Source organism: Roseateles violae, from assembly GCF_030410485.1.
GTDB classification, from domain to species: domain Bacteria; phylum Pseudomonadota; class Gammaproteobacteria; order Burkholderiales; family Burkholderiaceae_C; genus Roseateles_D; species Roseateles_D violae.
Genome location: NZ_JAUHHC010000001.1, coordinates 614901 through 639615 on the forward strand (window position 1 = coordinate 614901; position 24715 = coordinate 639615).

Genomic DNA, 24715 nt, shown 5'->3' on the forward strand with positions numbered 1-24715 from the left:
GCTCAGAGCGCGCGGCCGTCGAAATGCGTGACCGGGATCTTGTCCAGGTCTATGCCCTCGAGGCAGCGCACATTGATCGCCGCCACCTTGTTGCCCTTGGGATCGACGCCCTCGCCGTAGGGGTGAATGCCGCAGACCGGGCAGAAGCGATGGTGGATCACATGCTTGTTGAACTGGTAGTCGCTGGCGCTGGCCTCCGGCGTGAGCAGCTTCAGGTCCGCCTGCGGCACGAACCACAGCAGCGAACCCTTGCGCTGGCACATCGAGCAGTTGCAGGCCAGCGCGCTGCCGATCTCGCCGTCCACCTCGAAGGCGACGCGGCCGCAATGGCAGCTTCCACGGTACTTCGTCGTCATGTCAACCTCCGCTCAATAACAAGCATCAACGGATATAACCGGTGAGCAGCGCACGCTCCCATTCGGGCCGGCTGTTGCGGCGCGCCAGCGCCGCCATCGGTGCAAAGTCATAGGGCACGGCGATCAGCTCGGCGTGCCAACAGCCATCGGCGCTCCGCTCGATGATCGCGTAACGCGCATCGGGCGAGCCGGTCTCGATGCCATGCGGCGCCGGCAGCTCCGATTGCCAGGCCTGCAGGCCAACGCTGCCCGGATTGACCAGCAGCTGGCCCGCGCGCGAGCGCAAGGCGCGGGCCACATGGGTATGGCCGCAGGCGATCACGGCCGCCGCCTCGCCGGCACAGCGCGCGTCGACCTCGTCGGCCGTCGCCAGACCCAGCGCCCAGCCGGCGGCCGGGTCATGGCTGTCGAGGAAGTACTCGCAGTCGCTGCGCGGCGTGCCATGGCAGAGCAAGACCTCGTCGTCGAGCCGCAGCGCCGGGCGCTGCAGGCGCAGCCAGTCGAGTTCGGGCTCGCCGAGGCAGCCATGGGCATAGGTGTCGGAGGCGCCGCCGGCGCGGCCGGCATGGACCTCGAGGACCTGCCGCTCATGGTTGCCGGCCAGCGAGAGCCAGCCCTTGTCGATCAGATAGCGCGCCGTCTCCAGCGGCAGCAGCGGACCCGACAGGCTGTCGCCGAGATTGACGATGCGCTCGACGCCGCCGCGCCGGGCGATGTCGGCCACGACGGCTTCCAGCGCCGGCAGATTGCCGTGGATGTCGGACAGCAGGGCGATGCGCATCGGGCCAGCATAGCAAGCCGGCACATGAAGCCCAAGTATTCCGGGCCGAGCGCCGGGCCGCCCCAAGCCGGCCCATCTGGTGAAGCCCGTGGCTCGACGCCGCGGGCTTCACCGTCCCTTCGGGGGACCGCCCAGCCGCGCCCGCGTCCAGCGCGGCGCGGCTGGGCGAGGGGCGCCAGTTCAGTCGGCTTCGATCTTCGAGGCCTTCACCACTTGTCCCCACCGAGCCAGCTCGGCCTTGGCGTAGTCGTTCAGTTGCTGCGGGTTCATGTACTCGGCCACCGCGCCCTGCTCGGCGGCCTTCTGCTTGAAGGCCGGCGTGGCCATGATCTTGGCGATCTCGGTCGTCAGCCTGTCGATGATGGGCTGCGGGGTCTTGGCCGGCGCGAAGACGGCGAACCAGGAGGTGGCGTCGAGCTTGGGCAGGCCGGCCTCGGCGGCGGTCGGCACGTTCGGCAGCGAGGGCAGGCGCGACTTGCCGGTGACCGCCAGCGCCCGCAGCTTGCCGGCCTGCACATGGGGCATGAAGGGCGGCGGCGTGCCGAAGCTCATGTCCAGCTGGCCGCCCAGCAGGTCCTGCAGGGTCGGGCCGGTGCCCTTATAGGGCACGTGGATCATCTCGATGCCGGCCTGCTGCTCCAGCATCGCGCCGGTCACATGCTGCAAGGAGCCGATGCCCGACGACCCGTAGCTGAGCTTGCCGGGATTGGCCTTGGCCTGCGTGACCAGCTCGCCCAGGGTCTTGGCCGGCAGGCCCTCGCGCACGACGATCAGCTGCGGCGCGCTGAGCACATTGGCGACCGCCTGCAGATCCTCGGGCTTCCACTGCGGCGCCTGGCGAGTGACGTTCGGCGTGATCACGTGGTAGCCGGAGTACTGCATCAGCAAGGTGTAGCCGTCCGGCTCGGCCCGCTTGACCGCCACCGCGCCGATCACGCCGTTGGCGCCGCCGCGGTTGTCGACGACGATGGTCTGGCCCAGCGCCTTGCCCAGCGGCTCGGCCAGCATGCGCGCGGCGATATCGGTCGTGCCGCCGGCGGCGGTCGGCACGATCAGGGTGATCGGCTTGTTCGGATAGCCGCCCTGGGCCATCGCGCCGGTAGCCATCAGGGCCAGGGTCAGCATCAGAAATCGTTTCATCATGTCCTTGTCTCCGTTCACTGTTATCGGGCCAGCGCGCGCTGGCGTATCGCTTCGAAATCGGGCGGCGGCGGATGCAGATCGAGGCGGCGGCCGGCCTTGACGATCTGGCTCGGGATCTCGTGGCCGATCAGGGCCGGCAGGCGCGCTGCGGCGGCGATCAGGGCGGCGAGGTCGATGCCGGTATCAAAGCCCATCAGCTGCAGCGCATGGACGATCTCCTCGCTGCAGACATTGCCGCTGGCGCCCGGCGCATAGGGGCAACCGCCGAGCCCGCCCAAGGAGGCGTCGAAGCGCTCGGCGCCGGCATCGATGGCGGCCAGCACATTGGCCAGGCCCATGCCGCGCGTGTTGTGGAAGTGCAGGGTCAGCTCGGTGTCGGGCCAGCGCTGGCGGAAGGCCGCGGTGATAGACGCGACCTGGCCCGGATAGGCCATGCCGGTCGTGTCGCACAGCGTGACGCCACCGGCGCCGAGCTCGTCGACGAAGCGGGCACACCAGTCCATCACCGTCGGAACCGGCACCTCGCCTTCGATCGGGCAGCCGAACACGCAGGACAGCGAGACATTGACCGATTTGCCGGCCGTGCGGGCGATCGTGTTGACCGCCGACAGCGCGGCAAACGACTGCTCGCGCGTCATGCGCAGATTGGCCAGGTTGTGGCTCTCGCTGGCCGACATCACCAGGTTCATCTCGTCGACCTGAGCATCGACCGCCCGCTCGGCGCCGCGCGCATTGGGCACCAGCGCGCTGTAGACGACGCCGGGCCGGCGCTGGATCTCGCGCAGCACGATCTCGGCATCGCGCAGCTGCGGGATCGCCTGCGGCGAGACGAAGGCGCTGACCTCGATCTTGGAGAGGCCGGTCGCCGACAAGGCATCGACCAGGGCGATCTTGTCGGCGGTAGCCACAAACTGCGCCTCGATCTGCAGGCCGTCGCGGGTGCCAACCTCCTGCATATGGATGCGGCGGCCGGCGCCGTTCCAGACCGCGCCGCTCATGCGACCACCTGCTTCTCGTGCAGCGCGCCGATCTGCGCCGCGTCCAGGCCCAGCTCGGCCAGCACCGCGTCGGTGTCCTCGCCCAGGCGCGGCGCCGGCGTGCGCAGGCTGCCCGGCGTGCCGAGCAGCTTGGGCACGACGCCGGGCACCTCGATGCTGGCGCCGTCGCGGGTCGTCTGTGTCTGGATCATCTCGCGGGCGCGGTAATGGGGGTCTTCGGCGATGTCCCTGGCCGTGTAGACCTTGCCGGCCGGCACCTTGGCGGCGCCAAGCAGTTCCAGCACGGTCGCGATCGGCAGCGCCTGCGACCAGGCCTCGATGGCCGCATCGATCTCGGCGACTCTTGCGACGCGGCCGGCATTGCCGGCCAGGGCCGGATCCTTGCCCAGGTCCTCGCGGCCTATCGTGCTCATCAGCCGCTTGAAGATGCTGTCGCCATTTCCCGCGATCAGGACGTAGCCGTCGGCGCAGCGGTAGGCATTGCTGGGCGCGATGCCGGGCAGGGCGCTGCCGGCCGCCTCGCGCACGGCGCCGAAGGCGCTGTACTCGGGCAAGAGGCTTTCCATCACATTGAAGACCGCCTCGTGCAGGGCCACGTCGATCACCTGGCCGCGGCCGCCGTTGACCTTGCGGTGGTAGAGCGCGGTGAGCACGCCGATCGTGCCGTGCAGCGCCGCCAAGGTGTCGCCGATCGAGATGCCGCAGCGCACCGGCACCCGGCCCGGCTCGCCGGTCAGGTGGCGCAGGCCGCCCATGGCCTCGCCGATCGCGCCGAAGCCGGGCAGGTCGCGGTAGGGCCCGGTCTGGCCGTAGCCGGAGATGCGCAGCATGATCAGGCCGGGGTTCAGCTGGGCGAGCTCCTCGTAACTCATGCCCCAGCCCTCCAAGGTGCCGGGGCGGAAGTTCTCGATCAGCACATCGGCGCCGGCGATCAGCCGGCGGGCGATGTCCTGGCCCTCGGCCTGGCGCAGGTCCAGCGCGATCGAGCGCTTGTTGCGCGACTGCACCTGCCACCAGACCGAGGTGCCGCCCTCGTCCAGCAGGCGCCAGCTGCGCAGCGGGTCGCCGACGCCGGGCGGCTCGATCTTGATCACCTCGGCGCCGAAATCGCCCAGCGTCTTGCCGGCAAAGGGGCCGGCGATCAACTGGCCCATCTCGATCACGCGCAGGCCCTGCAGGGCGCCGGGAGTCAGTTGGGATGTGTCCATGGCGGCGATTCTGCGCAGCCGCGGCCCCGGGCGGAATGACAAAGCCGCCATCCCAGCTTTCGCCGAACGTGAAAGCGAGTGCGGGTTTACGCCTGGCGGGACAGGTGTTCGATCAGCAGCCGCACATGGCGCGGCACCGCCGCCGCGTCTCGCAGGCCGATCAAGAGGCGCCGGCTGGCCCAGTCGTCCTCCAGCTCGATCTGGCGCAGCGGCAGCACGCGCAGCTGCGCCTGGATCGCGTCGCGCGGCAGCACGGCCACGCCCATGCCGGCGGCCACCATCTGGCACATCGCGTCGAAGCTGCGCACATGGATGCGGATCTTCAGCCGCCGGCCCAGCGCCTCGGTCTCGGCCTGCAGGCGGCGGGCCAGCGAGGTGCCGCGCGGCAGGCTGGCGAAGTCATAGTCGACCGCCTCCTCGAAGCGCAGGCGCTCGCGCCCGTCCAGCGCATGGCCCTGCGGCACGACCAGCACCAGCCGGTCCTCGCGGTAGCGCTGCACATGCAGGCCCAGGGTCGGCGTGCGGTCGGCGAAGATGCCCAGATCGGCGCGACCGTCCAGCACGGCCAGCACCGTCTCGCTGCTGTTCTCCTCCTCCAGCTCGATGCGCACGCCGGGGTTGGCCTCGGCGAAGCCGGCAATATCCTGCGGCAGGAACTGCGTCACCGCCGAGGTATTGGCCCACAGGCGCACGACGCCGACGATGCCGGCCGCGTAGTCGGACAGATCGGCCGCCAGCTGGTCGACGTCGCTGAGGATGCGCTGCGCATGGCCCAAGAGCGCCTGGCCGGCCACCGTCACGGTGACGCCGCGCGAATGGCGCTCCAGCAGCGGCGCGCCGACGGCGGCTTCCAGATCGCTGATGCGCTTGCTGGCCGCGCCGACGGCCAGATTGGCCAGCTCGGCGCCGCGGCTGATGCTGCCCGTGCGGGCCACCAGATTGAACAGGGACAGCGAGACGAGATCGAGGCGGTGCAGGTTCACGGTGGCCGCATTGTGCGCCGGCGCGGCCGCGGACAGCGCCCGCTCAGTGCAAGGTGTAGCTGGGCAGTGCGTCGGGGCCGCGCTTGAAGGCCTCGATCAGGCCCTCGGGGCGGAACTGGCCGATGAGGGCCTGGCCGTAGAGCAGGGTCTCGATCGCATGCTCGATGCCCTTCAGCACGCAGAAGGCCATGAAGTCGTTGCTGGCGCCGCCCTCGTCGTCGGCGTAATCGGCCTGCATCGCGGCGCAGCGGCTCTGCAGGAACTCCAGCATCTGCAGCGGGCTCTCGGTCTCGGGGCAGTCGCCGGCATAGCCCTCGATGTCGCAGCGCGCATCCTCGGACAGCCAGAGCCGGCCCTCGACGATGTCGACGAAGAGCAGATCCGGGTTGTTCTGGATCTCGGCCAGTTCCTGATGGCGGGTTTGCGGGTGCAGGGCGTCCATGCGAAAAAGATAGCGGCTGCCGCCCCGGCGCGGGCAGGGCGGCGGCGCAGCAAAAGGCCGCATCCGTTAACTAGGCACGCTCCTGACCGATCATTGGGGTCGACCGGCGCCATGTCGATCGCGGCCGGTGCCATTCGTCGTCCCCTGGCAAACCTCAAGCGAAGGAGAAACAGCGATGAGCGAACAGACGAACTATGTCGACGGCTATGTGATCGCCGTGCCGAACGCCAACCGCGAGCGCTACCGCGAGATCGCGACGGCGGGCGCGGCCATCTTCAAGGAGTTCGGCGCCTTGAGCGTGGTCGAGTGCTGGGGCGACGACGTGCCCGAGGGCAAAGTCACCTCGTTCACGATGGCCGTGCAGCGCAAGCCGGACGAGTCCATCGTGTTCTCGTGGATCGTCTGGCCCTCGCGCCAGGTGCGCGACGAGGGCATGAAGAAATCGATGGAAGACCCGCGTTTCGAGGCCTTGATGAAGCCGATGCCCTTCGACGGTCAGCGCATGATCTTCGGCGGCTTCCAGGTGCTCGTGGAAGCGTGAGCGATCCGTTCAGCGGCTGAGCCCGCGCGCGGCGATGGGCCAGATCGCCTCGACGATGCCGCCGCGGTAGGCGATCAGTTCGTCGTGCAGGTTCAGCGTCGGGTCGCAATGGCCGGGCACCAGCAGGATCTGGGTGCCAAGCGGCGCGCGGGCGGCCGTCGCCTCGCGCGGCCGCAGGGTCCCGTGCTCGTCGCTGGCGGCCACATAGTCCAGCGGCGCGCCCCAGACCTCGGGCAGGCCGGAATCGACGGCCAGCGACTTCAGGCCGGCGTCGATGATGGTCCGCTCGCCGCCGCCGCTGCTGATCACCGTCGTCGCCAGGAACAGCGCATGCTCGAAGCGCAGCGTGCCCGCGTATTCGTTGCGGCCGTAGTCGCCGTCCATGAACACATAGGAGCCCGGCTGGACCTCGGTGTAGACCCCGCTGGCCAGGTCGAACTCGACGCTGCCGCTGCCGCCGCCGGTGACCACCGGACAGGGCACGCCGGCGCGCGCCAGCGCCGCGACGACCTCGGCCGTGCGCTCGGCCGCCCGCGCCGCCGCCAGCCGCCGCTCGGCGTGGCCGCGCAGATGCTGGATGCTGCCCTGGTAGGCCTGCAGGCCGGCAAAGCGCAGCTGGGCGCGCGGCGCAATGCGTTCCAGCAGGCGCTGCACGGCCGCCACATCGGACACGCCGCAGCGGTCCTGGCCGATATTGATCTCGATGAAGAGGTCGAGCCGGCTGCCGGCCTCGGCCGTCGCCGCCGCCAGCAGCTCGACCTGCTGCTGATCGTCCACGCAGACGCTGAAGCGCGCCTGCAGCGCCAGCCGGGCCAGCAGCGCGGCCTTGGCCGGCGCGACGATCTCGTTGCTGACGTGGATGTCGCGCACGCCGGCGGCGACGAAGGGCAGGGCCTCGCTGACCTTCTGGCAGCAGATGCCGACCGCGCCGCGCTCGATCTGGGCCAGCGAGATGGACGGGCATTTGTGCGCCTTGGCATGCGGGCGCAGCGCCATGCCGGCGGCATCGGCGGCGGCCTGCATCTTCGCCAGATTGCGCTCGAAGGCGTCCAGCTCCAGCAGCAGGGCCGGCGTGTCGACATCGGCCAGCGCGTCGCCGATGCGGGCGGCCGGTGGCAGGGCGGGCAGCTGGGGCAGGGGATGGGGCGGGAGCGTCATTTCGTGGCTTTGTGCATGCATCGACGCCCAGCATAAGCGCTGCGACTCAGGCCCGGACGGATACCGCCGATAGCGTCGCTATGCTGCGCGCGGTGAAACGAAGCCCGAAATCCGTCCAGGCCCGCCTGTCCGCCCTCCCTGCCGGCCTGCTCGCCGGCCTGCTCGGCGGCCTGCTGCCGGCCGCGCCGGCCCAGGCCGATCCGGGCTACTACCTGCTGACGCCCTACAGCACGCCGGGCGTGGCGGCCCTCGACCTGCGCTACTGGACCGTCAAGATGCCCAAGCAGCCGGCCGTGCTGTGGCCGGAGGCCGGCCTGCGCTATGGCGTCGACAGCCGCTGGACCACCGAGCTCTTCCTCAGCTATATCGGCGAATCCTGGGGCGAGCAGGCGCTCAGCTCCTGGAACTGGCAGAACTCCTATCTGCTGACCCAGGGCCAGCTGCCCTTCGATCTGGCCCTCCACGCGCAGCTGATCCGCAATGTCAATGTCGGCAATGCGCTGGAAGTCGGCCCGGTGTTCCAGACCGACTGGGGCTTCACCCAGATCAACGCCAATCTGGTGTTCGAACACGACTGGGCCTCGAACAAGGGCACGCAGCTGAAATACCAGTGGCAGCTGATGCGCCGCCTGCAGCCCGGCCTGCGCGTGGGCCTGCAGGGCTTCGGCGAGCTGGGTCCCTGGAAGGACTGGTCGGACCGGCAATCGCACCGCGCGGGGCCGATGATGCGCCTGGGCCTGGGCGAGACCGTCGAGCTGCAGGCCGCCTATCTCTGGGGCAAGGTCTATGGCCGCAAGGCCGAGATGTTCAGCGCCCAGCTGCTGATCCCCTTCTGAACGCAGCCGCGGCGCGACGCGGGGCCCCGGCCTTGTGTTCCACTTCGGCTGTGCCCGAATCGAACATTTCCAATCCAGATACCCCGGCCGCGATCGCGCTGCCGAACCCGCGCCACGCCGCCCGCCTGCCGGCCGAGCTGAGCCCCGAGCAATGGCAGCGCATCCGCCAGGCCGCCTACCAGCTGCCGCAGGTGCTGAGCCCGGCCGACCTCGACGACGAGGCCAGCGAGGGCGCGGCGCTGCTGGAGCGGGCCGGCCTGGTCCTGATCCAGAAGGCCGTTTCCGGCGCGCGGCCCAGCCGCTGGATCGCGCCGCGGCTGATCGCGGTGGCCCTGCGCCATCTGGACGCCGTCGGCAGCGCGCCGACCGTGCGCGCGCTGATGCAGCAGCGCAACGCCGCGCTGGATGGACTGGGCCTGAGCCGCGAAGGCCTGGTCTGGACGCGGCTGTGCAAGCAGGTGTTGAGGCTGTCGAAGACCATCGCCTGGCAGCCGACCGTCAGCTACCGGGTCGAGCTGGCCGACGACAGCGCGATCTGGGATTTCTACCGCGATGGCGACCTGGCGGCGCTGAAGGCGGCGCTGGGCCAGCGGCCACCCTATGCCGAGGCCGAGGCGCTGCATGCGCATCTCGAAGCGCTGCTGGCGCGCAGCGAATCGGGCCATCCGGAGCATCTGGACTCCCTGCTGCCGCGCCTGCAGGCCGAATGCGCGACACCGCAGGACCTGGACGCGCTGAAGGCCGCCTGCACCCGCGCGCAGGACCGCTGGGAGCACCAGGTCGCCGAGCTGCATGCTCTGGCCGGCCTGACCGCCGACCTGGCCTTCCGCGGCTATCCGGACAGCTTCGAGACCGCGCGGCGCATGCAGCGCACGGTGACGCTGTACGTCGGCGCGCCCAATAGCGGCAAGACCCATGCGGCCTTCGAGCGCCTGGCGCAGGCGCATGACGGCGCCTATCTGGCGCCGCTGCGCCTGCTGGCGCTGGAGGGCCGCGACCGCCTGGTGGCGCGCGGCGTGCCCTGCTCGCTGCTGACCGGCGAGGAGAACGTGCCGGCCGAGCAGGCACGCGTGGTCTCCAGCACGATCGAGATGGTTAACACCGGCAAGGCGATCGACGTCGCGGTGATCGACGAGGCGCAGATGCTGTTCGACGCCTCGCGCGGCTGGGCCTGGACCCAGGCCATCGTCGGCACGCCGGCCAATGAGCTGATCATCATCTGCAGCGCCTATGCGGTGCCGGCGATCGAGAACCTGCTGGGCCTGTGCGGCGAGCGCTGCACGGTGCGCCACTTCGAGCGCAAGCAGCAGGTGCAGCTGCTCAGCGCGCCGGTGCCGATCGCGGCGCTGCAGCGCGGTGACGCGGTCGTCGCCTTCAGCCGCCGCGAGGTGCTGATGCTGCGCGACCAGATCGCCAGCGCCGAGAACGGCGGCCATCCGGTCTCGGTCATCTACGGCGCGCTGCCGCCCGAGGTGCGGCGCCGCGAGGCCGAGCGCTTCGCGAATGGCAAGTCGCATATCCTGGTCGCCACCGATGCGATCGGCATGGGCCTGAACCTGCCGATACGCCGCGTCTTGTTCAGCACCATGACCAAGTTCGACGGCCAGGGCGACCGGCCGCTGGACGTTTCAGAGACGCACCAGATCGCCGGCCGCGCCGGACGCTACGGCATGCACGACGAGGGCTTCTGCGGCGTGCTGCGCGAGGCCGAGCCGGGGGCGGCCCGCGCGCTGAAGGAGACCCTGCCCAAGCAGCCGCGGGCGCCGCGCGGCTTCAAGGCGGCGGTGGCGCCGAACTGGTGGCATGTGGAGACCATCGCGCAGCGCCTGGGCCTGCGCCGGCTGCGTGCGGTGCTGGATGTCTTCGTCGACCAGCTGCGCCTGGACGATGCGCATTTCGCCGTCGCCGAGCTGGACCAGATGCTGGAGCTGGCCGAGGCGCTGGACCACAGCTGCGGCCAGCTGCCGCTGAAGACGCGCTTCATCTATGCGCAGGCGCCGGTCGACAGCCGCACGCCCAGCGCGCAGCAGGAGTTTCTCGACTGGACCCAGCGCCATGCGCTGACCGGCCGGGCCGGCGAGCCCTGGTTCCTGCAGGACGTCGACGAGCACAGCCGGCTCGACCGCATGGAGCAGGCGCTGCGCTCCTGCACTTTGTGGCTGTGGCTGGACCTGCGCTTCCCCGGCATCTATGGCCATGTGGACGAGGTCGTCGATCTTCGCAGCCGGCTCAATGACGGCATCGAGCGGCACCTGAAGGGCAAGAAGCCGTTGTGGCGCTCGAGCGCGCGCGGCGGAAGGCGCTGAGGCCTTGCTCCGCTAGGCGCCTGCCAGGCCCTGCTCGAACGTCAGGCCGAAGCGCTTGCCGTTGAAGGTGTGGGTGCAGCAGGGGCAGCTGGGCCACATCGTGTCGGCGTCCAGCCCGGGATTGACCAGGCGCAGCACGCCGTCGGCCTCGTCGATATAGAGGCCGCTGAAATAGCTGGACTCGCCGACACGCACCCTTTCGCGCCGCTCCTCGCCGGGGCGGGCGACCATCCAGAAGATCGGCTCGTCGCCGTCCATGCGCGGCTTGACCTCGGCATAGACCTCGTCCCAGGGCCGGCCGACGCGCGAGAGCAGAAAGCGGTACAGCGGCGTGTAGTCGCGCCCATGGCGGTGCCGGCCATGCATGGGCGTACGCGGCGCGTCCTCGAGCCGGCGCGCGTCCTTGCTATTGCGCCCATGGCGGAACTCGCCGCCGACGCCATGGTGGACGCGCTGCGTGCGGGTGTTGACGGAACGGTAGAGCGGTTCGGTGGAGCGCATGGGGATTCGGGCCGGTTCTTCGCGCCGGCAGTGTGGCATGGGCCGGCGGCCCGCCGGGCCCGTTGCTAGGCCTGGACCTCGAAATACATCAGCGAATGGTCCGAGTAATCACGGATCCAGGCATCGGCGGCGGCCGGCGTCGCCGCCTCGACCCAGCCGCGCAGCGCGACCTGGGCCTCCAGGCCATCGAGCGGCCGCCGGAAGCTCCGGAAGGCCAGATTGCTGCTGGCGAATACATGGTCCAGATTGGCCGGCGCCAGGCCGGAGCGCGAGCCATTGCTCCAGCTGGCGTCGTGGGTCTTGCTGAGCCTGCGCATCGCGTAGCGGCTTTTCCTGGCCTCGCGGTCCCATTTCTGCAGCTCGACGCCGGCATCGAAGGCGCGGCCGAAGGGGTAGTCGAAGCCCATGGTGTTGAGGTCGCCGAGGAAGAGGTAGCGCGCCTGGCCCGGGCCGCCATAGGCCTTGTCCAGCTCGCGGCGGAAGTCCAGCGCGCGCTGCAGCATGTCGTCGCGCAGGCCCATGCCGCGTGGATCGGGGCCGCTGGCCAGGTGCAGGAAGAGGAGGCTGTAGTTCAGCCCGTTCTTGTTGACGGTCACCAGCTGGCCCGGCCGCATATGGGTGGTGCCGGAGCGGAACTCGGTCTTCTGCGTGATGAAGGCGGTCAGGCCCTTGCGGACGCCGATCAGGATCTCCTGCGTCTCCAGGCCCTCGGTGATCTGGAAGGTATAGCCGGGCATGCGCTGCACCAGTTCGGCAAAGATGGTCGCGCCCTCGACCTCGTAGAGCCCGAACACATCGGGCGACTGGCTGTTCATGAACTCGACGACGCGGCCGACCCGGCTCGGATCGTCCTTGAAGTGCTCGACATTCCACGAAGCGACCGAAAACGCCTTGGCCATCGCACACCTCCTTGGCTGCCAGAGCCGGATCTTGCGCAGCCTGACACCCCCGCGCAAGCCCCGTTCCCCACAACAAATGAAACGCAGCGGCCGCGCCGCGCAGCGCGCCTGAAACGCGCCCGGCCCAGACTGCGGGCCTCGCCGAAGCCCCTTTGGACCCGCCGCATGAACGCTCCCGTCTCCCCGTCCGTCCGCCTGCACCTGCAAAGCCAGGGGCAGGGCCGCCCGCTGCTGAGCCTGCATTCGAGCAGCGGCAGCCATGCGCAATGGCGCGCGCTGGCCGAGCTGCTCACCCGCCGCGGCGGCCATCAGCTGCTGATGCCCGATCTGCACGGTCACGGCCGCAGCCCGGCCTGGCCCGCCCAGGCGGCGGACAGCCTGCGCATCGACGCGCTGGCGGCGCTGGCCTGCCTGGACGGCGTCGAGGAGCCGGTGGATCTGGTCGGGCATTCCTATGGCGGCGCGGTCGCGCTGCAGCTGGCGCTGCTGCAGCCGCAGCGGGTGCGCTCGCTGCTGCTCTACGAGCCGGTCGCCTTCGGCCTGCTGCGCCGCTATGAACCGCAGGGCGAGGCCTGGCAGCAGATCCGCCGCATCGCCGCGATGGTGGCCGACAAGCCGCGCGAGGAGGCGGCGCGGCTGTTCACCGATTACTGGAGCGGCGGCAGCGGCTGGCTGCAGCTGAACACGGCGCAGCAGGCGACGATCGCCGAGCGCATCGCGACCGTGAGCCGCCATTTCAATGCGCTGTTCGCGGCCGATTGGGGCCGGCCGGAGCTGCAGCGCCTGCGCATGCCGGTGCTGCTGGTCGGCGGCGTGCTGACGCGCGAGCCGGCGCGCCGGGTCAGCGAACTGCTGGCCGCCTGGCTGCCCGATGCGCGCCAGCACTGGCTGACCCGCGCCGGCCATCTGGGCCCGCTGACGCATGCGAGCCAGGTCGCCGAGCTGATCGCCGACTTCGTCCAGCGCGAGCCCGCGGCCGCCTAAGGCAAGAAGGGGCAAGAAGAAAGGCCCGCCGAAGCGGGCCCTGCCTGTTCAATGCGCGTCGGGGCGATCAGCTCTTGCCGAAGTTCGCCTTGGCGGTGGCCACGCAATTGCTCTTCGCATCGCCGGCCAGCGCATCGCACTTCTCGACCTGCACCTTGTACTCGGCGTCGCGCTTGTCCTCGGCGGCGTCGTGCTTGGCCTCGCCGACCTTCTTGTTCATCTTGGCATCGGCCAGGGCCTTGGTCTCGGCGGCCTTGGCCTCCTTGAGGCAGACGTCCTTGTCATTGCCGGACTTGTCGTCGCAGCGTTCCTTGGCGACCTCGTAGGCGGTCTCGGCCTTGGTCTTCTGCAGCTTGGTCCAGTCGGCCGGCTTGCCGGTGTAGTTGTACTCGAGCTCGGCCTTGGCGACCTTCTCGTGCGCCTTGGCTTCCTCGACGCAGATGTCCTTGGCATTGCCGGCCAGATTGCCGCAGGCCGACTTGGCGTTGTCGTACTCGGTGCTGATGCGCGACTTCGCGGCCTGGTATTCGGATTTGTTCATCGCGGCGGCCTGCGAGGCCAGCGGCATGGCCAGCAGGGCGGCGACGATCAGCGAAGCCTTCAGGGGATGGGTCTTGGCAGAGGTGTTCATCGGATCTCCTTGATGATCAAGCGTTGGGGTTGGAACGGACGGAAATCGCTCAGGCACGCGGCTCGCCGTTGGCATTGACGGTCAGCGTGCGGCCCGGCGGCGCGGTCATCTGCGCGTGGTGTTCTTGACCGCGGAACACATAGGTCACGTCCCAGTAGTCGGGACGGGCCTGGCTGGAAACATCGCTGCAGCGCTGCACGTCGCGGGTCACGACGCGGTCGTCGCGGCCGACATTGGCGCCCAGCGCCGCGCCGGCCAGCACGCCGCCGGCGGTGGCGATGTCGCGGCCGTTGCCGCCGCCGACCTGGTGGCCCAGGATGCCGCCGATGATGGCGCCGGCAACGGCGCCGCCGACATTGGCGTTCTCGCGCTCGTTGACCTGCTGCTGCTCGACCCAGCAGCGCTGCTGCGGCGGGCCGACGATGGCGCGCACGGCGACCACATCGGCCTGGTACAGGCGCTCGTTCGGCCGGCGCCGGCCGTCATAGACGCTTACCGGCGGCGGTGCGTAGCGGTCCTCGTCGACCTGGGCGTCGCGGCGCACCGCGCGCACCGACGAGATGCGGTCATCCAGGCCCATGGCCTGCAGCGAGGGGTAGTTGCCGCGCCGCAGCACGACGCAGCGGCCCTCGTAGCGCTGGTGCTCGCACACTTCCCAGCGCTCGCTGGTGACGATGGCCGAGGAGGCGCGGTCGTTGAAACCGTAGCGCTCGAAGTTGCCGACCTTGCCCTCGGCGGTGAACGAGCGGCCGTGGAAGTCCGGATGCTCGTAGAAGGTGATCTGCGCCAGCGCCGCCGGGCCGGCAGCGAGCAGCGCGGCCAGGGTCAGGCCTTTCATCGTCGTCCTCGATATCTTGCTGTTCTTCATGGCTTCTCCTTGTCGAACGGCGCACCGGAATCCGGTTTGCCGTCCTCGCCAGTTTGGGCAGCAGCGGGTCGTGCGCACAGCGGACGCCGCCGCGCAAAGAGGTAGTAGATGTCCTACGGCGACGATGCGCCGGCGCAACCGGGTGCCGGCAGGCGATGGCATTTGCCGGCCAAGCGGAGCACACTGGCGTCGGCATGTCCCCCGACCCGCACGCATGCGCCCGACGACAACGATCAAGACCTTTCTGGTGGAAGACAGCGCGGTGATCCGCGACAACCTGGTGGCCACGCTGGAGGAGCTGGCGGCTGTCGAGCTGCTTGGCGATGCCGACGAGGAGCAGGCGGCGCTGCAGGCGCTGGCCGCCCTGCCGGGCCGGGTCGATCTGCTGATCGTCGACATCTTCCTGAAGAAGGGCTCGGGCCTGGGCGTGCTGCGCGGCGCGCGGCCGCTGCTGCCGCCGCAGGCGATGGTGGTGGTGCTGAGCAATTACGCGACGCCCGATATGCGCCGCCGCTGCCTGGATCTGGGCGCCGATCGGGTGTTCGACAAATCCAACGAGATCGAGGCGCTGATCCTGTTCTGCCGCCAGCTTGCCGCCGGCGCCGCGTCGGCGGGCTGACAGCGGCGCGGGTCGCCGTCCTACACGCCCAGGCGTCGCCGGCCGATGCTCAGCGGGCCGCCCGCTCCCTACATTGTGCTCAAGGCGCCGCCCCGACCGGGCGGGCCGACGGACCAAGAAGGAAGCATCACATGGGCGCAGCGAAGGAAATCAGTCAGGCGCAGTTCCGCCCCGAGGGCGAGGCGCAGCAGTCGCTGCGGCTGGACGAGACCGCCCTGGAAGCGGCGCGCCGCAATCCCGAGGAGGGTGCGGTGACTCCGCATGCCGGCCCCTGGACCGCGGACATCGTCCAGCTGCTGAACGACGCGCTGGCGACCGAGCTGGTCTGCGTGCTGCGCTACCGGCGCCACTACTTCACCGCCGAGGGCTTGGCCTCGCCGAAGATTGCCGAGGAGTTCCTCGTCCATGCCAACGAGGAAAGCGATCACGCCAACCGCATCGCGGAGCGCATCGTGCAGCTGGGCGGCGAGCCGGACTTCTCGCCCGACACGCTGAGCCGGCGCTCGCATGCCGACTACGACGAGTCGCGCGACCTGAAGTCGATGATCCGCGCCAATCTGGTCGCCGAGCGGGTGGCGATCGAAAGCTACAGCCAGATGATCAGCCTGATCGGCGACAAGGACTCGACGACCCGCCGCCTGCTTGAGGACATCCTCAGCGTCGAGCAGGAGCACGCCGAGGAGCTGAAGGATTGGCTCGCCGACTCCAGCAGCTGATGAGTGATCGATTGAGCCATAGACCGACAAACCCACAAGGAGAACCATCATGACGACCATTCGCAGCACTCTCGCCACCGCCGCCACCGTTTTCGCCCTGATCGCCACCGCCGGCTGCTCGGTCGGCCGCGGTCAGCAATCGGTCGGCGCCTATATCGACGACGCGGCGATCACGACCGCCGTCAAGGCCAAGTTCGCCGACGACCAGACCGTCTCGGCCTCCTCGATCAGTGTGGAGACGCTGAACGGCACCGTGATGCTGTCCGGCTTCGCCAAGAACGCGGCCGAGAAGGACAACGCCGGCAAGCTGGCCCGCCAGGTCGATGGCGTGAAGGCGGTCAAGAACGAGATCGCCGTGCGTCCCGGCACGAACTGACTACCGGCTTTTCCCGCACCGATCATCCCCCACCGGCCTCGAGCCGTTTCTCCCCCGGCAGCCCCGCTGCCGGGGTTTTTTCTTTGCGCGCCGGGCTGTGAACAAGTCCGGGACAAGTTTGGACTTGTCCACAGCGCCGCTGCCTCCGGCCGACTTGTTGTCTGCCAGTCCCGCCGTTCACCGCCCTCCGTCCACACCGTTGGCGGCCGCGCAAACCCTTGCCGCGGCTTGGAAAATCGGCCTTGTCCACAGCGCGGCGGCGCCCCTACCACTACGACCATCTATCCCGGACAATCCTCTTGCTCGTTGTTGGCAAGCGCCGCCGTTGAGGAAAAGGCCTGCGCCGGCGCGACCGGGCGCCCCATGTCACACTCTCGCCCCCGCGCCCGACGGCATCCACTTGCAGCGCGCCACGCCCGATGAATCCAGCCCAAACCGATCGCAGCACCACGCTTTACTCCGCCTCCAGCGGCTTCGAGTCCGCCTGCCGGATTCCGGCGCTGCCGGCCGGGCACCGCAGCCGCGGCCTGCATGGCCACAGCTATTTCGCCACCGTGCGGGCGCTGCTGCCGGCCGGCTGGGCGCCCTTCCCGGGCGGCGAGGTCGAGGAACTGCGCCGCCGGCTGGAGGCCTGCATCGCGCCGCTGGATTACACGCTGCTGAACGACACGCTGGAGCAGCCGACCGACGAGAACATTGCGCGCTGGATACGCCAGCGCCTGGAGGGCGAGTTCGGCGTGCCGGGCATCCAGCAGGTCGGCATCCAGAGCACGGCGCAGGAAGGCGTCGATCTGGACGCGGCGGGCCTGGCCCATGTCTGGCGGCGCTACCGCTTCCAGGCCGCGCACCAGCTGCCCCATGTGCCGCCGGGCCATAAATGCGGCCGCATGCACGGCCATGGCTTCGAGGTCATCATCCATGCGAACCAGGACCTGGGCGGGCGCGACATCTCGATCGACTACGACCATCTGGACGAGGTCTGGGCGCCCTTCCACATGCTCTTGAACTACCAGTGCCTGAACCGGATCGAGGGCCTCGCCAACCCGACCAGCGAGGTGATCTCGTCCTGGCTGTGGGCGCGGCTGAAGCCGCAGCTGCCGGAGCTCTCCTGGATCACCGTCTACGAGACCGGCTCCTGCGGCGCCAACTACGACGGCCGGCATTACCGGATCTGGAAAGAGCTGACCCTGGACAGTGCGATCCAGCTCAAGCGCGCGCCCGCCGACAGCCCGCTGCGCGGCATCCACGGCCACACCTACACGCTACGCCTGCACCTGAGCGCGCCGCTGGACGAGGTGCAGGGCTGGACCGTGGACTTCGGCGATGTGAAGACCCTGTTCGATCCGATCTTCAAGGCCATCGACCACCGACCGCTGTACGAGATCGCCGATCTGCCCGATGGCGACACCGCCAGCCTGGCCGCCTGGGTGCTGGCCAAGGGCCGGGCGGTGCTGCCGCAGCTGGACCGGGTCGATATGTATGAAACGCGCGGCTCGGGCTCCATCGTCAGCGCCGGACTCAACGACCAACTGATACCGGTATGACTTACGCCGTCAAGGAAATGTTCTACACGCTGCAGGGCGAGGGCGCGCAGGCGGGCCGCGCCTCGGTGTTCTGCCGCTTTGCCGGCTGCAATCTGTGGAGCGGGCGCGAGCAGGACCGCGCCACGGCCGTCTGCAATTTCTGCGACACCGACTTCGTCGGCACCGACGGCCAGGGCGGCGGCAAGTTCGCGACGGCCGAGCAGCTGGCCGCGAGCATCGCCTCGAAATGGCCGCAGGACGTGCCTGGCAAGCCCTATGTGGTTTGCACCGGCGGCGAGCCGCTCTTGCAGCTGGACAAGCCGCTGATCGACGCGCTGCATGCGCAGGGCTTCGAGATCGCGGTCGAGACCAATGGCACGCAGCCGGCACCGGACGGCCTGGACTGGATCTGCGTCAGCCCCAAGGCCGACAGCGAGATCGTGCTGACCCGCGGCAACGAGCTGAAGCTGGTCTACCCGCAGCCGCTCGCCCGGCCCGAGCGCTTTGCCGGCCTGGACTTCGAGCATTTCTTCCTGCAGCCGCTGGACAGCGTGCTGAAGACCCAGCACACGCGCGAGGCAGTCGCCTACTGCATGGCCCATCCGCAATGGCGGCTGTCGGTGCAGATGCACAAGGTCATCGGCATCGACTGAGGTTCGCCGCGCTCAGCAGCCCAGCTGGGCCGCCTGCAGCACGCGGCCATTGGCCGCATCGGTGGCGACCAGCAGCAGGCGGCGCGGCCGGCCGTCCTCGCCCTTGGCCGGGGCCTTCTTCAGCAGCCATTGCTGATCGGCGCCACCGGCCGGCAGGCTGGCGTAGGCGCGCACCACGGCGTCGTGCCTCAGCGTCGCGCCGCGGTTTTCGCCGGCGCGCACCTCGCTGCTGTGGCCGTCCTCCAGCTGCGCCCACCAGAGCTGGACCCGGGCCGGCGCCCCCGGCAGCGCGCGCGATTCGACGGCGACCTGTTCCTCGCCGTCGCGCTGCAGCTTCAGCGCGATGACGGCCTTCTCGCTTGCCGACGGAGTCGGCAGCTCACCGTCGCGCCAGTCGCGGCCATTGACGACGATCTGCGGCGTGTAGGCGAAGCGCGCGCCCGACTGCGCGACGTTCTGCTGCTGGCGCGCCGTGTAGAGCGGGCTGGCAAAGCGGTCCCTCCAGCCCAGGCGGTCCCAGTAGTCGACATGGAAGGCGGCGGCGAACACGCCGGGCCGGCCGCGCAGGCCGCTGAGCCAGCGGTCGGCGGGCGGGCAGGAATCGCAGCCCTCCGAGGTGTAGAGCTCGACGACCAGCGGCGGCGTCATGCCCGACTGCGCGGCGCAACTCTGCGCCTGTGCGGCGGCGAGGTTGCCCGCGAGCAGCAGGCCAAGGACAAGTCGGTGGACGAGGCCCATCTTCAGGCCTTCATATGCTGGTCGACCTCGTCCAGCACCTGCTCGGGCGAGGCCGCCTCCAGCTCGGTCTCGTTGTTCAGCTGGCTCTGCAGCCGCGCCATGTCCAGGTCGCCGGTCCATTTGGCGACGACCAGGGTGGCGACGCCATTGCCGATCAGATTGGTCAGCGCGCGCGCCTCGCTCATGAAGCGGTCGATGCCCAGGATCAGGGCCAGGCCGGCCACCGGCACATGGCCGACGGCGCCCAGGGTCGCGGCCAGCACGATGAAGCCGCTGCCGGTGACGCCGGCGGCGCCCTTGCTGGTCAGCAGCAGCACGGCCAGCAGGGTCAGTTCCTGCGTGAGGCTCAGCGGCGTGTCGGTCGCCTGGGCGATGAAGACGGCGGCCATCGTCAGATAGATGGAGGTGCCGTCCAGATTGAAGGAATAGCCGGTCGGGATCACCAGGCCGACGGTCGTCTTGCGCGCGCCGAGGTTCTCCATCTTGGCCATCATGCGCGGCAGCACCGATTCGGAGGAGGAGGTGCCCAGCACGATCAGCAGCTCCTCCTTGATGTACCTGATGAACTTCCAGATCGAGAAGCCGTGGAAGCGCGCGATCGCGCCCAGCACGATGAAGATGAACAGCAGGCAGGTCAGGTAGAAGCTGCCCATCAGCTTGCCCAGCTGCACCAGCGAGCCCAGGCCGTACTTGCCGATGGTGAAGGCCATGGCGCCGAAGGCGCCGATCGGCGCCAGCTTCATGATGTAGCCGACGATGACGAAGAGCACATGCGAGCTCTTCTCGATCAGGTCGAAGACCAGGGTGCCGCGGCCGCCGAAGCGGTGCAGGGCAAAGCCGAACAGCAGGGCAATCAGCAGCACCTGCAGCATCTCGCCCTTGGCAAAGGCGTCGACCAGGGTCGTCGGGATGATGGCCAGGAGGAATTCGACCGTGCCCTGCATCTTGCCGGGGCCGGTATAGGCCGAGAGCGCCTTGGTATCCAGCGTGGCTGGGTCCACATGCATGCCGGTGCCCGGCTGCAGCAGGTTGACGACGAGCAGGCCGATGACCAGGGCGATGCTGGACACGATCTCGAAGTACAGCAGGGCCAGGCCGCCGGTCTTGCCAACCTTCTTCATGTCCTCCATGCCGGCGATGCCGACCACGACGGTGCAGAAGATGATGGGCGCGATCAGCATCTTGATCAGCTTGATGAAGCCATCGCCCAGCGGCTTCATCGCTGCGCCGGTCTCGGGCCAGAAATGCCCGAGCAGTACGCCCACGATGATGGCCACGATCACCTGGGCATAGAGCGAGCGGTAGATTTTTTTTGCGGCCATCTCGAAACCCCCGGGCAATGGCGATGCCCGCATCTTGCGCCCGAGCGGCGCGATCCGCATAGGTGGTTTTGCAGATCGACGTCACAAAAGAAAAGGGAGCCCGCAGGCTCCCCGTGCTTGGTGCAGGCCGAAGCCGGCTGCGTCAGAAGCGGTAGCCGACCGCGATCGAGACGGCCACCGGGTCCAGCGTCGCATCGATGGTCTGGCCGGTCGACAGGGTGCCGGTCGTCTTGACAAAGACCTTCATCACCGAGGCGTCCAGCGACCAGCGCTCGGTCAGATTGACCGACAGGCCGGCCTGCAGCGCCGGGCCGAAGGCGTTCTTCATCGACAGCGTGGTCGGCTTGCTTGGCGAGCCGCCGGTCAGGCCCGACAGCACGGCCGTGCCCTCGCTGTCGTAGAAGTAGGCATAGGTCGCACCGGCGCCGACATAGGGACGGATCTGGCTGCTGGCCTGGCCGAAGCGGTACTGGGCCAGCAGGGTCATCGGCAGCGACTTGACGGTGCCCAGCACGCCGACGCCGGCAATCGCGCCGTCGCCGACCACGTCATGCTCGAAGGGCAGGCCCAGCGGCAGATCGATCGCGATATTGTCGGTCCACATCCAGGTGATGCCGCCGGTGAACTGGCTGGCCTTCTTGACGTCGATCTTGGTGCCGGCGAGGCTCGGCGCGCTCAGATCGCCGCTTTCGACCTGGGGCATGATGGTCGTGCCACCGGCACGGACGACGAAGCTCCCGGCCGACTGGGCCTGGGCCGCGCTGGCGCCGAGCAGGGCCAGGGCGGCCGCGCAAAGAATGCTGTTCTTGTTCATCTATGTTCTCCTGAGGGGCCGCGCTTACAGCCAGCCCTTGATCGCCAGCGTCTTCGAGATCAGCTGACCGGTCAGCTGATGGCCATAGGGCGTCGGGTGGAAGCTGTCGGCAAAGCCATAGCTCTTCCACCAGTCCGGGTCGCTGACACCGGCGGGCGGCTTGGCCGACAGGGCCGTCGCCGTGCAAGTCGGGAAGTCGTAGGTCGGCAGGCCGTCGCTGCCCTGGCCGGTGATCGGGCAGGCCGGGGTCTTGACATTGGTCAGGCCGAACTGGGCCGGCGTGGCGATCTGGTCGTTGAAGGCGGTATAGAAATCGACCACCGCGACGCGGGCCTCGCCGGAGAACTTGCCGTCCAGCTGGGTGTTGAAGGCGACGATCCAGCTCTTGAACAGAGCCTCGTACTCGGCGCGCTTGGCCGCGCCGAGACTGGCCTCGAGGCTGGCGAGCACCATCTGGAACTTCGGCGTGTTGGTGACGCCGGGCATGTTCAGGATCACGACCTGCTGGCCGCCCTTGCCCAGCACATTGTCCGAGACGGACTTGGCCAGCTTGTCGGCCAGTGCCTGCATATAGGCGGTGCCCGCCGCCGCGAGACCGGCGGCGCCGGGTGCCGTCACCTTGACGCCCAAGGTGCCGACCAGGGCGACGAAGCTGGCGCCGCCATCGCTGGAAGCCTTCAGGAAGGCGCCGACCAGGTCGGCCGCGTCATTGCCGCCGCCATCGATCAGGGCCATGTCGGTGGCGGCAAAGCCGGTCGTGGCGGCCTGGGCCAGCTGCACGGTCACGCCGCGCGGGTCGGCCGGGTTGCTGTAGTAGTTGAGGCGGCCACCGCCGATCGCGTAGTTCGTGCAGCCGGCCTTGGAGTTGGGCACGAAGCTGTTCGCGCCGGTGGCGCTGTAGTAGTTGCACAGCGTGGCGCCGTAGCTGGCGGCGACGCGCTCGGGGAAGATCAGATTGTCCGAGCTCTGAACGGTGAACTTGTAGCCGAAGGTGCCGGAATCGGCCAGGCTGTCGCCGAAGACCTTGACCGCGCCGATCTTGAGCTTGGGCGTCGTGTCGGCCGAATCGCCACCGCCGCAGGCCGCCAGCAGCAGGGCCGTCGCCAGGGCGGCTGCCGTGGTCTGGAAAGTTCTTGTCATTTCGTTCTCCTTCGGGGATGCCCGTGCTCGGGCTTGTGCATTGCGCGCCTGACTGTAGCGATCGCTAGGGGCGAATTGTCTGAGGATTTGCCCTTCAAAACCGCCCGAAGTTCGTGCGCTTGCACCGCTTGGGCGCGCTATCGCACCACGCCTGTCACCGGCGCGACAGGCGCTGAAACGCCGGAACGCGGCCGCGGGCCCCTGTCAAGGCACAAAGCTGTGGATAAAAAAAGTACAAGCTATTGCTTATCCACAGACTGGGCGCCGCGGCGCGGCTTGTTATCGCTCCGTGCACGTCGATTCGGTACCGCCGCCCACAAGCTTTTGATCGCGCCAACTGCTTGTCGTTGCTGACGAAAATCAGCTTGTCCACAGCAAGGCGGCCCCTCTACCAAGACTACCAATGAGATCCATTGAAAACACCGTGAATAAGAAAGAGGCAGAAATCTTTTGACTGTGCACAGGCGCGCGCTGACGCCGCCGGGCCATGCCACACTTGCGCCCCATGGATATCGAACAACTGCAGCGGCGGCTGCGCGACTTCGCCGCGGCACGGCGCTGGGAGCCCTATCAGACCCCGAAGAACCTGGCGATGGCGATGGTGGTCGAGGCGGCCGAGCTGGTCGAGATCTTCCAGTGGCTGACGCCGGAGGAATCGCTGGCGATCGCCGACGATGCGGCGCGCCACCAGCATGTGGGCGAGGAGATCGCCGATGTGATGCTCTACCTGCTGCAGATCGCCGACCAATGCCAGGTCGACGTCGCCGCGGCGCTGGAGCGCAAGCTGGCGCTGAATGCGATCAAGCATCCGGTGCGCTGAGCGGGGGGGCTGATGAGCCGAAGATCTCAAACGGTCGCCGTGATCGACTTCGAAACCACCGGCCTGTCGCCGACCGGCGGCGGCCGCGCCACCGAGATCGCCGCCGTGCTGCTGCGCGATGGCCAGCTCGTCGACAGCTACCAGAGCCTGATGAACAGCGGCGCCTGGGTGCCGCCCTTCATCGAACAGCTGACCGGCATCAGCAACGAGATGCTGGCCGCGGCGCCGCCGGCGGCAACGGTGATGAGGGAGGTCGCGCGCTTCACCCAGGGCTGCCCGCTGGTCGCACACAACGCGGCCTTCGACCGTGGCTTCTGGCAGGCCGAACTGGCGCGCGCCGGCTGCGAGCCCGATCCGGCCCATCAGTTCGCCTGCACCCTGCTGCTGGCGCGCCGGCTTTATCCGGAGGCGCCCAACTGCCGGCTCGGCACCCTGGCCGCCCATCACCGCCTGCCGGCCACCGGTCGTGCCCACCGCGCGCTGGCCGATGCGCAGATGGCCGCCCTTCTGCTGGCGCGCATGCAGTCCGATCTGGCGCTGCGCTTCGCGGGCGAGCTCGGGGCGCTGGTTGTCGAGCATGCGCTGCTGCTGCGCCTGCAGCGTGCCGGCCGCGCGGCGCTGCAACGCTGTGTGCGCGACTTTGCCGCCGAGCGCCAGGCATGCCTCACGCCGGCCTGAGCGACGAAGCAAGGGCGGAAGGAGAAGGCAAAAAATCGCGCTGTCAAGCCCGCCGCGGCGGCCCTTTGGCGCGCACAATCTTGCCCTTTCCCGTTTCATGTTCCGCTAGGTTTTTGATTCCGTATGTCGAGTATTCAGGTTCGCCCCGCCACCTTGCGTGATGCCAAGGGCATCGCCGAGATTCATGTCTCGGCCTGGCAAGACGCCTATCGGGGCTTGCTGCCCGATGCGGTGCTGGATGCGCTGTCGGTGCAGAAGCGCCAGGCCTTCTGGCGCGAGGCCATCGATCTGTGCGAGCCGCAGGTGCTGGTCGCCCATATCGACAACGAGCTGATGGGCTTCGTCGGCTTCGATCGCTCGCGCGACAAGGGCACGCCCTCGACCACCGGCGAGATCTGGGCAATGTACGCGAACCCGGTGCACTGGGACAAGGGCGTCGGCCTGGCGCTGTGGGACGCCGCGCGCGACGGCCTGCAGGAAGAGGGCTGCACCAAGGTCACGCTGTGGACCTGGCTGCGCAACGAGCGCGCGCTGCGCTTCTTCGAGCTGGCCGGCTTCAAGCGCGAGCTGGGCAGCGCCAAGACCACCGAGGTCGGCGGCGTCCGGCTCGAGGAGCTGCGCCTGCAGCGCTCGCTGGTCTGAACCCGCGCCAGAGCCTGCAGGAAACCAGCGCCCTCGGGG

Annotated in this window: 28 protein-coding genes; 12 read left to right on the forward strand and 16 right to left on the reverse strand. The window is 69.0% G+C overall.

Annotated elements, in window-relative coordinates; all coding sequences use genetic code 11:
* Positions 1–2: 2 nt before the first annotated feature.
* The 7 genes from QWJ38_RS02690 to QWJ38_RS02720 all read right to left on the reverse strand — a co-directional run bounded on the left by QWJ38_RS02690 (position 3) and on the right by QWJ38_RS02720 (position 5911).
* A complete protein-coding gene (locus QWJ38_RS02690; protein ID WP_290357489.1) occupies positions 3–356 on the reverse strand; it encodes a GFA family protein in 354 nt (117 codons plus the stop codon).
* A gap of 25 nt (positions 357–381) precedes the next feature.
* Positions 382–1137, reverse strand: coding sequence for a metallophosphoesterase family protein (locus QWJ38_RS02695; protein WP_290357490.1), 756 nt, complete (start codon positions 1135–1137; stop codon positions 382–384).
* 180 nt (positions 1138–1317) lie between these two features.
* Positions 1318–2280, reverse strand: a complete 963-nt coding sequence (locus tag QWJ38_RS02700; protein WP_434063933.1) for a Bug family tripartite tricarboxylate transporter substrate binding protein — start codon at positions 2278–2280, stop codon at positions 1318–1320.
* A gap of 20 nt (positions 2281–2300) precedes the next feature.
* On the reverse strand, positions 2301–3278 hold the full coding sequence (locus QWJ38_RS02705) for a hydroxymethylglutaryl-CoA lyase (protein WP_290357491.1): 978 nt from the start codon (positions 3276–3278) through the stop codon (positions 2301–2303).
* Complete coding sequence (locus QWJ38_RS02710; RefSeq protein ID WP_290357492.1) at positions 3275–4486, reverse strand: CaiB/BaiF CoA transferase family protein; 1212 nt, start codon at positions 4484–4486, stop codon at positions 3275–3277. The genes QWJ38_RS02705 and QWJ38_RS02710 overlap by 4 nt, the downstream gene beginning before the upstream one ends.
* Positions 4487–4572: 86 nt before the next feature.
* Positions 4573–5469, reverse strand: coding sequence for a LysR substrate-binding domain-containing protein (locus QWJ38_RS02715; RefSeq protein ID WP_290357493.1), 897 nt, complete (start codon positions 5467–5469; stop codon positions 4573–4575).
* Positions 5470–5512: 43 nt separating this feature from the next.
* On the reverse strand, positions 5513–5911 hold the full coding sequence (locus QWJ38_RS02720) for a hypothetical protein (RefSeq protein WP_290357494.1): 399 nt from the start codon (positions 5909–5911) through the stop codon (positions 5513–5515).
* Between the two features lie 175 nt (positions 5912–6086).
* Here QWJ38_RS02720 and QWJ38_RS02725 point away from each other — a divergent pair, with 175 nt between their 5' ends.
* Positions 6087–6452 (forward strand): DUF1428 domain-containing protein, encoded by a 366-nt coding sequence (locus QWJ38_RS02725; protein WP_290357495.1) that lies wholly within the window; start codon positions 6087–6089, stop codon positions 6450–6452.
* 9 nt (positions 6453–6461) lie between these two features.
* On the opposite strand, the gene QWJ38_RS02730 is transcribed toward QWJ38_RS02725, so the two are convergent.
* Positions 6462–7610 carry a DSD1 family PLP-dependent enzyme gene (locus QWJ38_RS02730; RefSeq protein ID WP_290357496.1) on the reverse strand — a complete coding sequence of 383 codons (1149 nt, stop codon included), beginning with the start codon at positions 7608–7610 and terminating at the stop codon, positions 6462–6464.
* Positions 7611–7702: 92 nt separating this feature from the next.
* On the opposite strand from QWJ38_RS02730, the gene QWJ38_RS02735 reads away from it, so the two are divergent.
* Both QWJ38_RS02735 and QWJ38_RS02740 read left to right on the forward strand, forming a co-directional pair.
* Positions 7703–8446 (forward strand): hypothetical protein, encoded by a 744-nt coding sequence (locus QWJ38_RS02735; protein WP_290357497.1) that lies wholly within the window; start codon positions 7703–7705, stop codon positions 8444–8446.
* A gap of 50 nt (positions 8447–8496) precedes the next feature.
* Positions 8497–10752, forward strand: coding sequence for a helicase-related protein (locus QWJ38_RS02740; RefSeq protein WP_290357498.1), 2256 nt, complete (start codon positions 8497–8499; stop codon positions 10750–10752).
* 12 nt (positions 10753–10764) lie between these two features.
* Here QWJ38_RS02740 and QWJ38_RS02745 read toward each other — a convergent pair whose 3' ends face one another.
* Both QWJ38_RS02745 and QWJ38_RS02750 read right to left on the reverse strand, forming a co-directional pair.
* Positions 10765–11253 carry a hypothetical protein gene (locus QWJ38_RS02745; protein WP_290357499.1) on the reverse strand — a complete coding sequence of 163 codons (489 nt, stop codon included), beginning with the start codon at positions 11251–11253 and terminating at the stop codon, positions 10765–10767.
* Between the two features lie 65 nt (positions 11254–11318).
* Positions 11319–12152 carry an endonuclease/exonuclease/phosphatase family protein gene (locus tag QWJ38_RS02750; protein WP_290357500.1) on the reverse strand — a complete coding sequence of 278 codons (834 nt, stop codon included), beginning with the start codon at positions 12150–12152 and terminating at the stop codon, positions 11319–11321.
* Positions 12153–12317: 165 nt separating this feature from the next.
* Here QWJ38_RS02750 and QWJ38_RS02755 point away from each other — a divergent pair, with 165 nt between their 5' ends.
* On the forward strand, positions 12318–13136 hold the full coding sequence (locus QWJ38_RS02755) for an alpha/beta fold hydrolase (RefSeq protein WP_290357501.1): 819 nt from the start codon (positions 12318–12320) through the stop codon (positions 13134–13136).
* A 67-nt stretch (positions 13137–13203) separates the two neighbouring features.
* Here QWJ38_RS02755 and QWJ38_RS02760 read toward each other — a convergent pair whose 3' ends face one another.
* Entirely contained in the window at positions 13204–13767 is a 564-nt protein-coding gene (locus tag QWJ38_RS02760; RefSeq protein ID WP_290357502.1) for a hypothetical protein, read from the reverse strand.
* Between the two features lie 49 nt (positions 13768–13816).
* Positions 13817–14635: a beta/gamma crystallin-related protein gene (locus QWJ38_RS02765; protein ID WP_290357503.1), complete on the reverse strand. Its 819-nt coding sequence runs from the start codon at positions 14633–14635 to the stop codon at positions 13817–13819.
* A 214-nt stretch (positions 14636–14849) separates the two neighbouring features.
* On the opposite strand from QWJ38_RS02765, the gene QWJ38_RS02770 reads away from it, so the two are divergent.
* From QWJ38_RS02770 to queE, 5 genes are all read left to right on the forward strand, one after another.
* Positions 14850–15254 carry a response regulator gene (locus QWJ38_RS02770; protein WP_290357504.1) on the forward strand — a complete coding sequence of 135 codons (405 nt, stop codon included), beginning with the start codon at positions 14850–14852 and terminating at the stop codon, positions 15252–15254.
* A 131-nt stretch (positions 15255–15385) separates the two neighbouring features.
* Positions 15386–15970: a ferritin-like domain-containing protein gene (locus tag QWJ38_RS02775; protein ID WP_290357505.1), complete on the forward strand. Its 585-nt coding sequence runs from the start codon at positions 15386–15388 to the stop codon at positions 15968–15970.
* A 49-nt stretch (positions 15971–16019) separates the two neighbouring features.
* Positions 16020–16346: a BON domain-containing protein gene (locus QWJ38_RS02780; protein ID WP_290357506.1), complete on the forward strand. Its 327-nt coding sequence runs from the start codon at positions 16020–16022 to the stop codon at positions 16344–16346.
* A gap of 419 nt (positions 16347–16765) precedes the next feature.
* Positions 16766–17890, forward strand: coding sequence for a 6-carboxytetrahydropterin synthase (locus QWJ38_RS02785; protein ID WP_290357507.1), 1125 nt, complete (start codon positions 16766–16768; stop codon positions 17888–17890).
* Positions 17887–18522 (forward strand): 7-carboxy-7-deazaguanine synthase, encoded by a 636-nt coding sequence (gene queE / locus QWJ38_RS02790; RefSeq protein WP_290357508.1) that lies wholly within the window; start codon positions 17887–17889, stop codon positions 18520–18522. The genes QWJ38_RS02785 and queE overlap by 4 nt, the downstream gene beginning before the upstream one ends.
* A 12-nt stretch (positions 18523–18534) precedes the next feature.
* On the opposite strand, the gene QWJ38_RS02795 is transcribed toward queE, so the two are convergent.
* The 4 genes from QWJ38_RS02795 to QWJ38_RS02810 form a co-directional block, all read right to left on the reverse strand.
* Complete coding sequence (locus QWJ38_RS02795) at positions 18535–19260, reverse strand: DUF1223 domain-containing protein (protein WP_290357509.1); 726 nt, start codon at positions 19258–19260, stop codon at positions 18535–18537.
* A 2-nt stretch (positions 19261–19262) separates the two neighbouring features.
* Positions 19263–20582 (reverse strand): dicarboxylate/amino acid:cation symporter, encoded by a 1320-nt coding sequence (locus QWJ38_RS02800; RefSeq protein ID WP_290357510.1) that lies wholly within the window; start codon positions 20580–20582, stop codon positions 19263–19265.
* Between the two features lie 142 nt (positions 20583–20724).
* Positions 20725–21396 (reverse strand): OmpW/AlkL family protein, encoded by a 672-nt coding sequence (locus tag QWJ38_RS02805; RefSeq protein WP_290357511.1) that lies wholly within the window; start codon positions 21394–21396, stop codon positions 20725–20727.
* Between the two features lie 24 nt (positions 21397–21420).
* Positions 21421–22536, reverse strand: a complete 1116-nt coding sequence (locus QWJ38_RS02810; RefSeq protein ID WP_290357512.1) for an SGNH/GDSL hydrolase family protein — start codon at positions 22534–22536, stop codon at positions 21421–21423.
* A gap of 505 nt (positions 22537–23041) precedes the next feature.
* On the opposite strand from QWJ38_RS02810, the gene QWJ38_RS02815 reads away from it, so the two are divergent.
* The 3 genes from QWJ38_RS02815 (at position 23042) to QWJ38_RS02825 (ending at position 24676) form a co-directional block, all read left to right on the forward strand.
* Positions 23042–23356 (forward strand): nucleotide pyrophosphohydrolase, encoded by a 315-nt coding sequence (locus QWJ38_RS02815; protein WP_290357513.1) that lies wholly within the window; start codon positions 23042–23044, stop codon positions 23354–23356.
* A 12-nt stretch (positions 23357–23368) separates the two neighbouring features.
* Positions 23369–24034: a 3'-5' exonuclease gene (locus QWJ38_RS02820; RefSeq protein ID WP_290357514.1), complete on the forward strand. Its 666-nt coding sequence runs from the start codon at positions 23369–23371 to the stop codon at positions 24032–24034.
* Between the two features lie 123 nt (positions 24035–24157).
* Positions 24158–24676 (forward strand): GNAT family N-acetyltransferase, encoded by a 519-nt coding sequence (locus QWJ38_RS02825; protein ID WP_290357515.1) that lies wholly within the window; start codon positions 24158–24160, stop codon positions 24674–24676.
* The last annotated feature ends 39 nt before the right edge of the window (positions 24677–24715 follow it).